Raw genomic sequence first — 14,047 nt, 5'->3', positions numbered from 1 at the left:
ATGGAAACAGAACTAATAAGTATAGCTCTCGAAGCTAAGCATCAGGAATTGGGAGCAAAAATGGTCCCATTTGCAGGATATTTAATGCCACTTCAATATACCTCTGTAGTACAGGAGCATAAAACTGTAAGAGAAGGTGTTGGTATATTTGACGTATCCCATATGGGTGAATTTATCCTTAGAGGACCTAAAGCGTTAGATTTAATTCAGAAAATAAGCAGTAATGATGCCACTAAATTAAATATTGGGAGTGCACAGTATTCTTGTATGCCCAATGATAAAGGTGGTGTTGTAGATGATCTTATTATCTATAAACTAGGTGACGAAGAATATCTTTTGGTAGTTAATGCCTCTAATATTGAGAAGGACTGGAACTGGATAAAAAGTCATAATACAGATAATGTAGAGATGATTGATCGTTCTAATGAAATATCACTTTTTGCCGTACAAGGGCCACTTGCAAGCCAGGTTTTACAAAAACTTACAAAAGTAACACTTGCTGATATTCCATATTACACTTTTGTTATGGGTGAAATAGGAGGAATACAAGATGTAATCATTTCTGCTACAGGATATACTGGTGCAGGAGGTTTTGAACTTTATGTTCCTAATTCTGGAGCAGAACAGCTTTGGGATGCAATTCTCGAAATCGGAAAAGAAGATAACATTCAGCCTATCGGACTTGGAGCAAGAGATACATTACGATTAGAAATGGGATTCTGTCTTTATGGAAATGATATTGATGATACCACTTCTCCATTAGAAGCAGGATTAGGCTGGATTACAAAATTCACCAAACCTTTTATCAATTCTGAAGCTTTACAAAAACAAAAAGCAGAGGGAATTACGCGAAGGTTAGTTGGTTTTGAAATGATAGAAAAAGGTATCCCAAGAGCTGGATATGCAATTTATAATGAAAATGATGAACGTATCGGAAAAGTAACTTCAGGAAGTCAATCACCTATATTAGAAAAAGGAATAGGACTTGGTTATGTAACTATTCCCCACGCTAAAGCAGATAGTACCATTTTTATCGAAATTAGAAATAAACGCATCAAAGCAGTAGTTAAAAAAACACCTTTTATAAAAAAATAAAACTATGAACATTCCAGAAGAATTAAAATATAGTAAAGATCACGAATGGATCAGAGTAGAGAACAATATTGCTCATATAGGCATTACAGATTTTGCGCAAAGTGAGCTAGGAGATATCGTGTATGTAGAACTCGAATCTTTGGATGAAAAACTTAATGAAGGAGAAGTAATGGGATCTATTGAAGCAGTTAAAACCGTTTCTGACATTTTTATGCCAGTTTCGGGTACTGTTATTGAAATTAATGAAGAGCTGGAGTCAAATCCGGAAATGGTAAATTCTGATCCTTATACCGATGGTTGGCTTGCTAAAATAGAAATCTCTAATCCAGATGAGATTAACGATCTATTAGATGCTAATGCGTATAAAAAATTAATAGGAGCAGAATAACGGTTATTCATCAAAAAACTAGATGATTTTACACCAACATGCTTTTTAACGATAAATTTATAATTATATCGAAAAATTCTGGAAAAGAATACATGCTATTTTTTCTAAAAAGCAACAGTTTGTTGTATCTTAGATATTCTTATATTTTTTAATTTAAAAAACTCACAACATGGCGATTATTAAAGTTATCGAAGTATTAGCAAATTCTGAAAAAAGCTGGGAAGATGCTACTAGAAATGCTGTAAAACAAGCTAGTAAATCTGTAAAAAACATTAGATCTGCTTATGTTGCAGATCAAAGTGTTGTGGTTAAAGACAATGATGTAACAGAATTCAGAGTAAACCTAAAAATCTCTTTTGAAGTAAAATAACAAGTTTTATTACTTCTTTATAAAAAGCATCCTGATGTATTCGGGATGCTTTTTATATTTTTATACATTACTAAAATCGACTCTGGTGAAATATTTATGTATCATTACATTATCGCTATTATTCACGACATGCACAAGTCAAAATAAACCACCTATGGAACAACATGCTTATACTAATGATCTTATTGATGAAACCAGTCCATATCTCTTGCAACATGCTCACAATCCTGTACATTGGAAACCTTGGGGAGAAGAAGCACTACAACAAGCCAAAAAAGAAAACAAACTTATTATTGTAAGTATAGGATACGCAGCTTGCCATTGGTGTCATGTTATGGAGCATGAAAGCTTTGAAGATCCTAAGGTAGCAGAAATCATGAATACAAATTATGTGAATATTAAAGTAGATCGTGAAGAACGCCCCGATATAGATCAAGTATATATGAGTGCAGTGCAATTAATGACTGGTAGTGGTGGCTGGCCTCTTAATATGGTTGTATTACCCGACGGAAGACCTGTTTGGGGAGGCACCTATTTTCCTAAAGGAAATTGGGTTGATGCTTTAAAACAAATTGCAAGTTTATATGAAAAACAACCTGATAAGCTAATAGAATATGCCGAAAAACTGGAACAAGGCATTAAAGCCATAGATCTCATCGAAATAAACACTAATGCTATTAATTTTGACAAAGAATTTATAGTATCTTCTGTAAAAGAATGGAGTTCTCATTTTGATCATCAAAAAGGAGGTACAAAACGAGTTCCTAAATTTATGATGCCCAATAATTATCATTTCCTTCTTCGGTATGCGTATCAAACTAAAGACGAAACACTATTAAAATTTGTAAAAAACACCTTGACAAAAATATCATATGGAGGGGTATATGATCATGTCGGTGGAGGGTTTGCACGATATTCTACAGATGGGAAATGGCATGTCCCCCACTTCGAGAAAATGTTATATGATAATGCGCAATTAGTAAGTCTGTATTCTGATGCCTTTTTAGTTACCAAAGATCCCTGGTTTAAAGATGTGGTTTATGAGACTTTAGATTTTGTAGCAAGAGAGCTTACTAATAAAGAAGGAGCATTTTATTCGTCTTTGGATGCAGATAGTAACACTTTGGACGGAGAACTAGAAGAAGGGGCTTTTTATGTATGGACCAAAGAAGAATTAAAAAAAATAGTACCTGATCATGACTACACTCTCTTTACTGATTATTATAATATAAATTCGTATGGTTTCTGGGAAAAAGGAAACTATGTTTTAATTAGAAAGGATGCTCATCAAAAATTTTGTAGTGATAATAACATCGATAGTGAAGTTTTGATTAAAAAGATCGCTCAATGGAAGCAAATTTTATTTCATGAGCGCGAAAAACGCTCTCGACCACGATTAGATGACAAAACATTAACCTCGTGGAATGCTTTAATGCTAAAAGGCTATTTGGATGCCTATAGAGTTTTTGGCGAGAAAAGGTTTTTGGATGCTGCGATAAAAAATGCAAATTTTATCAAGACTACTCAATTAAAAAATGATACATCTTTATTTCATAATTACAAAAACGGCAAAAGTACCATTAATGGATATTTAGAAGATTATGCATTAGTTATTGAAGCTTTTATAACCTTATACCAAAATACATTTGATCCAGAATGGTTAAAGATATCAGAGCAACTTACACAATATACTTTGCACCACTTTTTCAATGAAAACAAAAACATATTCTACTTTACTTCTGATAAAGATCCAAAACTTATTACACGTACTATAGAATACAGTGATAATGTAATCCCTGCATCTAATTCGATAATGGCTAAGAACTTATTTCTATTATCTCATTATTTTGATCGTTCTAATTACAAAGAAATAAGTGAACAAATGTTACATAATATTAAACCACAAATCAAGTCTTATGCGTCGGGATACTCTAATTGGTTAGATCTTATGCTCAATTTTTCTTTTGACTTTTATGAATTAGTTATAATAGGTAAAGAAGCAAAAATCAAATTAAAAGAAGTAGGTCAAACTTATATTCCAAATAAACTAATAGCGGGCGGTACATCAGATTCTGATACTGCCTTATTAAAAAACAGATTTGTTAAAGACAAAACTTTGTTTTATTTATGTGTAAATAATTCATGTAAATATCCAGTTGAAGAATTTGAAGATATTTTACCCTTAAAATAAATTTGGGAAAAACCTATACGATATTTACCTGAAGCCAATATTGAATTTTAATTTAAACTGGCGTGGTTTTTGAGCCAGATTTGTATAACATACTATTTCAACACTAATCCAAAATTCATTTATTATGGAAAAAATGATCTTATTTTTTATAACCTCCATGTTTATGTTTGCTGCAAATGCACAACTAAAAATGGGTAATCATAGTCAAACTAATTTTTTAACTCCTTTATTCCATATACACAAATCTTTTACTAATAACAAAAATCCTAATGGTATTCTTAGTGAAGTTATAGGAACTCCATATGAAAATGAAAAACTTGAATTAGGAGAAATCGTACATACGAATTCTAAGCAAAAAATACAAAAATTATTTTTACGGTATAATGCATTTAATGATCAGATAGAAGTAAGCAAAACCTTAGAAGCGTCTGAATTACATGGTCTTCTTAAAAGTGATCATATATATGCCCGTATTAATAATAAAGAATATCATTATAAGAGGTATAAAGATTTAAACAATCAAACCAAGAAGGGGTATTTAATCAAACTAAGAAGCAATACCAAAATTAGTTTGTACAAGTTACTTGTAAAAAAATATACCAAAGCCAAAGCTGCAAATACTTCATACCACAAAAATACTCCCGCAAAGTTTACAGATCAACATACTTATTATTTAGAAATAGGCGAAAAACTATTCCTAGTTAGCTCAAGTAAAAAGAAAACGATAAGTATCTTTCCTAACAATCAAAAAGAAGTAAAAGATTTTATTGGTAAAGAAAAGTTAAGTTTAAAGAAAGAAAAAGACCTGGTTAAATTAGTAAATTTCTATAGCACATTGTAATACTTTTTTTAAAAAGACAGTAAAAAACGCTTAATCGCTTTTTATTTTAATCTACTCTAAAAGTGTTAAAAAAGCGTTTTTTATAGATTTTTTAAAACCGTTAAACCTTAATTAAATATTTTTATCGTAGTCTAAATCCTACAATTATTACGGTTTTGCCGTAAAACACCTATGTGAATTATTTGTTAAAATCGCAATTTTATTCCTAATAATTTAACGCTTTACATGTTTGAATTATGAAATTCGTAAAAATTTGATCAAAAAAGCATATTAATTGTATTTAAAATGTTATTTCTTTAAGTTTATCATACCTAAATCGAAAAACTATGAGAAGAATATTACTTTTTTTATGCTTAATAGCATCGTCTGCATTATTTGCACAATTACCCCGAAATTTACTCACATCTACTACCAGAGTTTCTTTATATGATGATTATGATGGTAGTATATATATGAAGAGTCGTTATAAAGAATCTAGTGTTATTGATGAGAAATCTGGAACTTTTGATGCCAAACTTAAATACAACATTTATTCTGATGCTCTAGAATATAGCTCGCAATCCAAACTATATGAAGTGGTTAAAAGCCCCACTATTCATGCTCGAATCGATGGTGATTATTTCTATTACTGTGAATTTAAAAATCAACGAGGGAGCAATAGAGATGGCTATTATGTATTAGTAGAATTAACCGATAGATATCGTATTTATAAGAAATTTACACTAAAGATAAAAGATCCCGAAAAAAAGGGTCCTATAATCAGTGGCCCTTCTGAGCCCGGAACACTTAGAATGATTACTTCATATTACCTTGAAGAATCTGGTGTTATCATGGAATTACCAATGAATAAAAAAGAAATGCTTGCAGCGTTTAATGATAAAGAAAACGAATTAAAGGATTACCTAAAAAAGGAACGTATTCGTTTGAGAAAAGAAGAAGATTTAATTCGTCTTGTAGCTAGATATAATGCATTAAAAAGCTCAGATTCTAGCCCGTCACGAAGTCTTTTAAGTAATACGGATCGAGGTAACTAACATCTTCAAAATCTTTTTTCAAAAATTTAGGATAACTTAACATTGCCATCTCATTTGCAGATGGCAATTTGTTTTGTACAAATACAGCATTAGTATCGTTACAAATCGCTGAAAATTTTTCTACACCATTTCCTATAAAATATACTTTTTTCTCCCGTAAATATGTTTCAAAAGAAGTGTCGGTAAGAATTTCTGCCTCTGTTTTTCTTATTTCTTCATATGTATTCGAAAAAACGGCAGAATACACTTCCATTCTTCGAGCATCTAGCATAGGAACAATATAACTATCTTTTTCTTGCGATACCTGCAACGCTAATGCGTGTAGAGTGGGAACAGCTATTAATGGGATATCTAATGCATAGCATAACCCTTTTGCCGCCGATACACCAATTCGTAATCCTGTATATGAACCAGGACCTTTACTAACCGAAACTGCAGAAAGATCTTTTGGGGTTAATCCAGCTTCTTTTATAATTTTATCAATAAAATTATGTAACCGTTCTGCATGAGAATATGTACTATCATAATCCTCTTTTAATCCAATCACTTCTTTGTCATTAGCTAAAGCGACAGAACAATTAGTTGTTGAAGTTTCTATACAAAGGATATAAGCCATCTATCAAAAATTTAGGCAAAGATAATCTAATTAGGCATACTCATTCCCAAATGTTTTATTGAAGTTTTAACTAATAGAATTTTGACGAGTACCTAAACTACTACTGGTTTTATTTGGTAGATTTTTTCTCTTTCTCAGTAGTTACTTTATCTCCTGTCTTAAGAATTTTGGTAACCACGTTATAAGGTCCTGTTATAACCTCATCCCCTTCTTTTAATCCATTGGTTATCTCAATATTACTATCATCCTGAATACCCGTTTTTATCACTCTTAGCTTGGCTGTTTCTCCATTCTTAACGAATACACATTCGAATTTTTTATTGGTATCTGATGATATCTCATCCTTAGAAGGAACCTCTTTTACACTCGAGGTATCATTTTTAATTACGATAGAACTTATAGGAACACCTATTACGTCCTTTCTTTTATCTGTAATAATATCAACCGTTGCAGTCATACCTGGTCTAAACGGAGAATAGTTTTCGGACTTCCCTTCTAGCAAATCTGCATATGATTCCTCCAAAATTCTAACTTTTACTCTAAAATTAGTTACCTGATCTGCACTTACAGCATTTTCTGCAGAATTAGCAATTTCTGTAACTATTCCTTTAAATTGTTTTTTTAGATAAGCATCTACTTCAACAATTGTAGAATCTGCGATTGAAACTTTAACAATATCATTTTCATTAACATCTACTTCTACTTCCATATTGCTAAGATCTGCAACACGCACGATCTCTGTACCCGCCATTTGTTGAGTACCTACTACTCTTTCTCCCAATTCTACAGATAGCTTAGAAATTGTGCCTGTCATAGGAGCATAAATTGTAGTTCTGCTTAAATTATCTTTGGCTTCATTAACAGTAGCCTGAGCACTTCTTACATTATAATATGCTGATTGCTTAGCTGCTTCTGCTCCTTCGTATGCAGAGATTGCTCTATCCCATTCTGCTTTAGAAATCACTCCTTTATCAAACAACGCCTTATTACGGTCATAGCTTAGTTTTGATTCTTTTAAACTAGCCTCGGCTTGTCGCAATCCCGCTCTTACATTTTCTAATGCTGCCTGGGATCTGTTTAATCCAGATTGAATAATATCGGGGTTTATACGAACCAAAAGATCACCTTTTTGAACTTGTTGCCCTTCTTTGATCGGCAAGTCAATGATCTCTCCTGATACTTCTGAAGAAAGTTTAACCTCTACTTCTGGCTGTATTTTACCTGTAGCCGAAACGGTTTCTACAATATCGATTTTGTCAATTTTGGTAACTGATACTTCTTTAAAGTTTCCGCTTTCACCAAACCATCCAGCTTTCTTACCATAAACAAGTAGTACAATTACAATGACAACTATACCTAAAATGAAGAGTAATCTTTTTTTATTCATGACTTACTTTAACGTTAATTCTATGAAAATACAACCTTTTTCTATATAGAGTAGTCAAAAAAATTGAATGCTACTATTCTATAATTTTATATCAGCGATCTTTATTCCGAAATACAGCTCTAGCACTTTTAATTTAAAAATAAAGTCAAACTTATTTTGTACTTCCTGGCTTTGCGCATTTTCTAATCTAAATTTTGATTGACTAAAATCAAAGGCATTAGTTAGCCCTACATCATAACGATCTTTTGCATATTCATATGCTCTTTCCTGTGCTTTTACAGAAACCTGAGCTGCTTCATATGCTTCTGCAGCTCCTTTTGCATCGAGATATGCCTGATATACATTGCTATCCAAATCTAATTCTGCTTGCTCTAATTGAAATTCTGTACGCTTTACATTAACCTTACTTCTTTTTACAGCATTCCTTGCAGAAAATCCATTAAAAATTGGTACTTGAAGAGATAACCCATAAGAAATACCATCATTAGTATATAACTGATCGATAAATGGTGCAGCATCCTGTTCTACAAGAAGTAGATTAGGAGTTTGGGTAATAACATTCTGTCCTGTTGCTTCTACAACACCTATACTTTGCGTTAATACAGGATTATTCGCATCCAAAACACGTGCAAAAGATTTAGCTCCCGATTCTCTGGTATTGTAATTAAAAGAACCATTTAATGTAGGGTAGTATGCTCCTCTGGCAATTTCAAGATCTTTTTCTGCTATAAGTTTATTCTGCTCTGCAATCTGTACTTCATATCTTGATTCTCTAGCTTGCGCAATCACCTGATCAATTGGCTTTTCTAACATCTCAGACCCTGGAACCAAATACTCTTGTTCTGCAATGTCAAAATCTTCATAATTTTTAATCAACAATCGCTGTGCTAATCCAATTAACGCAATCTGTACTGCATTTTCTGCCTGTACAATTCTTGTTAATTCATCTGCAGAAGTTGCTTCAATTTCGAGAAGATCTCCCTGAGGCAATACTCCTGCTTCTACCAGATCCTTAGTACGTTGTAATTGTTCTAATGTGATTTCGTGTTGTTTCTCTACCACTTTTAAAGATTCTTTATTTAAAAGTACTTGCAGATAACTATTTGCTACAAATAATGCAATATCATCTTTAGACTTACCTAAATTATATTGACTAAGTAACTTATTCAGTTTAGCTCTTTGAAATCTTTTTATATTTCTTAAACCACTAAATATGGTTACTCCTGCACTTACACCATAATTAGAACTTCTAAATGTCTGTGTTTTATTTTCGTTGGTAATAGGGTCTGTAGATAAACCAGAACTCCAAAAATTAGAAGCAGATGCGTTTAATGATGGCAGAAAATTTCCTATAGCATCAATCCTATCAATATCTGTTGCTTCTACATCTAATGCCGATTGTTTTATTGCAATATTATTTTCTAAAGCATATTCTACACATTCGCGTAATGTCCATTTCTTTTCTTGTGCCTGAGTTTCCAGCACGCCAAAGAAAGTAATACATAAAATTAAAATTCTAATTCTCATAAGTTTAAAATCTATAGTGTCCTTTTGTGATGAGAACTTGCCTAAATCTTTTACTATTATTTTCATACTATGGTATAGGTATATATTTGATTGATGTTGTTACAGATTATTTAAAAAATATTTTTAATTATCTAACCACTATCAAAAATATTGTTTTAAAACATGCTGGCTTTACTCTTTTTCATCTTCTTTTTTAACAGGTTCTGTTTTATTCCAAACTTTAATATCATCTTCTTCTGTTATTCCTGATAGAATTTCAACATTAATACCATCAGAAATACCAATTTCAACATCTCTTCTTTCAAATTTTTGATCTCCTGTTCGTACTTCTACATAAGGATCTTCTGTTTCTTTATCAAATTGTAAAAGCGCTTCTTTTACGGCAAGAATATCATTTTTTGTTTCTAAAACAATTGATGCATTTGCACTATATCCTGCTCTTATAAAATATGATTTATCAAGAAAAACTTCGCCCTCAATTTTAAACTGAACTGCACCTTGTTCTTCATCTCCTTTTGGTGCAATAAATTTTAGTTTTGCATCAAATTCTTTATCTCGTATAGCTCCAAGACTAACTTTTAAAGGCATATCAATTTTCAGCTTATTCACCTCTGCTTCATCTACTTTTCCTTCAAAAATCATTTTGTTCAAATCTGCAATTGTAGCAATTGTGGTCCCATCATTAAAGTTATTACTTTCAATCACCTGGTCACCTTCTTTAACAGGAATTTCAAGAATCGTTCCTGATACGGTTGCTCGTATATTAGTATTAGCTGTAGAAGAACCTCCTGCAGAACCTAAACGTATGATTTGAAGATCACTCTGTGCATTCGAAAGATCTTGTCTTGCCTGATTATATCTTAGATCAATATTATTAAAATCCTGGCTAGAGATCACTCCTTTATCAAAAAGTGCTTTATTTCTATCATATTCTACTTTAGAATTATTTAAAACGATTTGTGCATTTTTAACACGTCCTCTTGCACTATTTAAAGATTGTTCATTAGGTACTACTTTTACCTTAGCTATTAAATCTCCCGTTTTTATTGCTGCTCCTTCTTCTACATAAATCTTCTCTATAATTCCTGAAATTTGAGGTTTGATTGCTACTTCATCCTCTGGAACTACTTTCCCTGTCGCTACTGTTTTTTCTTCAATAGAAGTTTTAAATGCTTTTTCTGTTGTAAATACAATCGGAGATTTACTGTTAGAATCTATAAGGTACTTACCTGAAAAACCTAGTAAGGCCACGAAAATTACAACTAATAAAATTTTAAAAAACTTTTTCATTTGGATTGATGATTATTCTGGTTATTTATTTTATTCTTCTCTTAATGCTTCAATTGGTTTTATGCTTACGGCTTTTTGTGCTGGGATAAGTCCTATAATTGTTCCTAATAAGACTATAGACAATAATGCTCCTGTTACCGCAAAGAAATCGACCGTAGGATTTAAAATGGGTATATCATCATTATTACCGATTGCAGTATTTATACCCCAAAGTAACAGTGTACCAAAAATAAAACCTAATAAACCTGCTAAAAACGTAAGCAATACAGATTCTAGCATGATTTGCCCTCTTACTTCTGCTGGTGTTGCTCCCAATGCTCTACGCACTCCAATCTCTCTTGTACGTTCTTTAACTGTAATTAGAAGAACATTACCTATTGCTATTACTCCCGCAATAAGAGTAGCGATTCCTACAATATAAGTTATCAACCTCATGCCAGATAGAAATCCGTTAACTTTTGCTACTTCTTCACCTAGATTAAAACTTCCAAAAGCCTGTGTATCATCTGGATGTACATTATGTATTCTTTTAAGTGTAGTTTTTATTGTAGCTTCTGTATTTACAATATTCTTATCTGGTTTGGCAGTGATCACCATCCAGGATATATTTTTACCCTGGTTAAAAATGGTTTGAAACGTTGTGAATGGCAAAAAAATAGAATCATCTCCTTCAAATCCAGATTGAGTAGGCTTATATACTCCTATTACTTTGAAATAAATTCCATTTATTCTTACAAAATCTCCTATTGCTTCTTCATCTTTATCATAGAATTGCTTATAAATATCCTCGCCAATAACACAGACTTTGCGCTCGTATTTTATATCTTCTTCATTAATAAATCTTCCTCCATCAAATATTTTCTTCTTCGATACTTTATCTATTGTTGGATAATCACCAAACACTTTAAATGCACCCGACTTAGAGCCTTTTACAAATTGTCCTGGTGGGGTTCCCCATTGTCCTGTAACGTTACGTGGAGCGATATACTCTATATCATCAACCTGAGATTCTAATGTTTCGACATCATCCAATGTAAGCTGCATTCGTCTCCCTCTCTTAAAGCCTTCGTTAGGTATACTGGTTTGTTGCCCCCAAACAAACATCGTGTTGGTTGCAAAATCATTAAATTGACTTCTAAAACTATTATCCAGTCCCTTAGCCATTCCTAAAAGAAACACAAATAAAAACACACCCCAGGTTACCCCGATAACTGTAATTATGGTTCTTATTTTATTCTTACGAATAGCTCCATAAATTTCTTGCCAGGTATCTCTTTCAAATATAAATTTCATGCCAATTCGATTTTTAGTTATTCATCTCTCAACGCAATTATAGGTTTTATTTTTGCTGCTCTTCTTGCCGGAATATATCCTGCCAAAAGTCCAAAAAATATCAATACCAATGTGGCAGTCATAATAATACCTGTATCAACCTTAGGATTAAGAATAAAAAACTCTTCCAGATTATTACCTATGAGTTTTAATGCAAGAATCCCTAAAATTAAACCAAGATATCCTGCAACAGATGTTATTAAAACCGATTCTTGAAGCACCATAGCTATGATTGATCTTGGTGATGCTCCCAGTGCTTTTCTAATTCCTAATTCTTTGGTACGTTCTTTAACACTAAACGTCATGATATTACCAATACCAATAACTCCAGAGATTAAGGTTCCTATCCCAACAACAAATATGATCATATAAATACCTCCAAGAATAACCATGGTTTCTTTTATATCTTCGGCAAAACTTCGTACTCTGATTGCACTTTGATCATCTGGTGCTACTTTAAATTTTTCTTTAAGATCTTCTTCAATTTTTTTAGAAAATGCGATAGCTTGCTCAGTACTCATAGCCATATTATAGGATAAGTTTATCTGATCAATATGGTCATTATTTCCATAGAGCAACTGAACGGTTTTATATGGCATATAGATTATTCTCTCTTCGTTATCACCACCACTATCCTGAAAAACTCCTATTATTTTATAAGCGATCCCATCTACATTTAGCATTTTACCTAAGGCCTTTTCGTTTTTAAAAAGATCTTTTTCTACTAGTCTTCCAATAACAATATTCTTGGTACGCTCATTAATATCTGATTCATTAAGATATCGCCCATTCATCATTATGGTTTTCTCAAGATATTGATGATCGGGATGTACAGCTCTTATACTATAGCTGCCAGATTCTTTCTTGTATTTTGCAGAACCATTTCTATATATTCTAGGGGTAGCGAACTCAACTTTACCTATATAATTGCTTTTTATAAATTCGAAATCTTCATTTTTAAACTGAATTCTTCTATTTTCCTGAAAGCCTTTGTATGCTTTTGATGTGTTCCCACCACGAATGAATATAATATTTTGGGCATCGTCTACAAAACTGCTTAAAAAGCTATTAAGAAGGCCATTACCCAACCCTAATAGAATTGTAAAGATCAGGATTCCTAAAGCTACAGTAAATCCCGAAAGAAATGTACGTAGCTTATTTTTTCCTATAGCTTCAAATATTTCACCCCATCTATCTCTATCAAACATATTGAGATGCTCTAACTTGTTCTACTTCTTTATCTTCTACAATAACACCATCTTTAAGGTGTACTATACGTTTACACATATCGGCAATATCTGGTTCGTGGGTTACTACTAATATGGTTTTACCTTCATCATTAATACTCTGGATGATATCCATTACTTCGTAAGAAGTCTTACTATCCAAAGCCCCTGTAGGTTCATCGGCCAATAATACTTTAGGATCTGCCGCTAATGCTCTGGCAATTGCTACACGTTGTTTTTGTCCTCCAGAAAGTTCACTTGGTAAGTGTGTCGCCCATTCTGCCAATCCAACTTTGCCAAGATATTCCATTGCTTTATCAATTCTTTCTTTTCGTTTTTTACGTTGATAATATAACGGAAGGGCAACATTTTCTAGAGCCGTCTTGTAATTAATCAAATTGAAAGATTGAAAAACAAATCCCAAGAATTTGTTACGATACTGTGCTGCTTTGGTTTCATTTAATCCTTTGATAGGAACTTCATCCAGGAAATAACTTCCACTATCTGCTTCATCCAGCATTCCTAAGATGTTTAACAATGTAGATTTTCCAGACCCCGAAGATCCCATTATAGCGACCAACTCGCCTTCTTTTACATTAAAATCTATTCCTTTAAGTACATGAAGCGAATTGCTTCCCATTTGGTAAGATTTATGTAAGTCTTTTATTTCAATCATAATACTGGATTAAGATATGTAAGGCAAAATACCTTGATAAAACTGAGACCCACTAGCCTAAAAATACGGTACAG

The 14,047-nt window shown here is 32.4% G+C and carries 13 protein-coding genes; 6 read left to right on the top strand and 7 right to left on the bottom strand.

All coding sequences use genetic code 11. The features are described from left to right. From gcvT to ATO12_RS07330, 6 genes are all read left to right on the top strand, one after another. Positions 1–1,095, top strand: coding sequence for a glycine cleavage system aminomethyltransferase GcvT (gcvT, locus tag ATO12_RS07355; RefSeq protein WP_034240830.1), 1,095 nt, complete (start codon positions 1–3; stop codon positions 1,093–1,095). Between the two features lie 4 nt (positions 1,096–1,099). Next, positions 1,100–1,483 carry a glycine cleavage system protein GcvH gene (gene gcvH, locus ATO12_RS07350; RefSeq protein ID WP_034240827.1) on the top strand — a complete coding sequence of 128 codons (384 nt, stop codon included), beginning with the start codon at positions 1,100–1,102 and terminating at the stop codon, positions 1,481–1,483. A gap of 169 nt (positions 1,484–1,652) precedes the next feature. Further along, the gene (locus ATO12_RS07345) at positions 1,653–1,853 is read left to right on the top strand and encodes a dodecin family protein (protein ID WP_025667189.1); all 201 of its coding nucleotides are present in this window, start codon (positions 1,653–1,655) and stop codon (positions 1,851–1,853) included. Positions 1,854–2,007: 154 nt separating this feature from the next. Continuing rightward, positions 2,008–4,044, top strand: coding sequence for a thioredoxin domain-containing protein (locus ATO12_RS07340; protein WP_034240823.1), 2,037 nt, complete (start codon positions 2,008–2,010; stop codon positions 4,042–4,044). A 124-nt stretch (positions 4,045–4,168) separates the two neighbouring features. Then, positions 4,169–4,885: a hypothetical protein gene (locus ATO12_RS07335; protein ID WP_034240821.1), complete on the top strand. Its 717-nt coding sequence runs from the start codon at positions 4,169–4,171 to the stop codon at positions 4,883–4,885. 326 nt (positions 4,886–5,211) lie between these two features. Further along, entirely contained in the window at positions 5,212–5,919 is a 708-nt protein-coding gene (locus tag ATO12_RS07330) for a hypothetical protein (protein WP_034240818.1), read from the top strand. Here ATO12_RS07330 and tsaB read toward each other — a convergent pair. From tsaB to ATO12_RS07295, 7 genes are all read right to left on the bottom strand, one after another. Further along, entirely contained in the window at positions 5,873–6,535 is a 663-nt protein-coding gene (gene tsaB / locus ATO12_RS07325; RefSeq protein ID WP_034240815.1) for a tRNA (adenosine(37)-N6)-threonylcarbamoyltransferase complex dimerization subunit type 1 TsaB, read from the bottom strand. The genes ATO12_RS07330 and tsaB overlap by 47 nt on opposite strands. 109 nt (positions 6,536–6,644) lie before the next feature. Further along, positions 6,645–7,922, bottom strand: a complete 1,278-nt coding sequence (locus ATO12_RS07320; protein WP_034240812.1) for an efflux RND transporter periplasmic adaptor subunit — start codon at positions 7,920–7,922, stop codon at positions 6,645–6,647. Positions 7,923–8,000: 78 nt separating this feature from the next. Then, positions 8,001–9,515: a TolC family protein gene (locus ATO12_RS07315; protein ID WP_240486106.1), complete on the bottom strand. Its 1,515-nt coding sequence runs from the start codon at positions 9,513–9,515 to the stop codon at positions 8,001–8,003. A gap of 105 nt (positions 9,516–9,620) precedes the next feature. Then, entirely contained in the window at positions 9,621–10,739 is a 1,119-nt protein-coding gene (locus ATO12_RS07310) for an efflux RND transporter periplasmic adaptor subunit (protein WP_034240807.1), read from the bottom strand. A 30-nt stretch (positions 10,740–10,769) separates the two neighbouring features. Next, the gene (locus tag ATO12_RS07305; protein WP_034240804.1) at positions 10,770–12,032 is read right to left on the bottom strand and encodes an ABC transporter permease; all 1,263 of its coding nucleotides are present in this window, start codon (positions 12,030–12,032) and stop codon (positions 10,770–10,772) included. Between the two features lie 17 nt (positions 12,033–12,049). Further along, positions 12,050–13,279 carry an ABC transporter permease gene (locus ATO12_RS07300; RefSeq protein ID WP_034240801.1) on the bottom strand — a complete coding sequence of 410 codons (1,230 nt, stop codon included), beginning with the start codon at positions 13,277–13,279 and terminating at the stop codon, positions 12,050–12,052. Further along, complete coding sequence (locus ATO12_RS07295) at positions 13,272–13,973, bottom strand: ABC transporter ATP-binding protein (RefSeq protein WP_034240799.1); 702 nt, start codon at positions 13,971–13,973, stop codon at positions 13,272–13,274. The genes ATO12_RS07300 and ATO12_RS07295 overlap by 8 nt, the downstream gene beginning before the upstream one ends. Positions 13,974–14,047: the final 74 nt, after the last annotated feature.

The sequence above is a fragment of the Aquimarina atlantica genome (assembly GCF_000626715.1).
In the GTDB taxonomy this organism is placed as follows: domain Bacteria; phylum Bacteroidota; class Bacteroidia; order Flavobacteriales; family Flavobacteriaceae; genus Aquimarina; species Aquimarina atlantica.
Note: the sequence above shows the minus strand (reverse complement) of the source record. Positions and strands in the feature narration are given on the sequence as shown.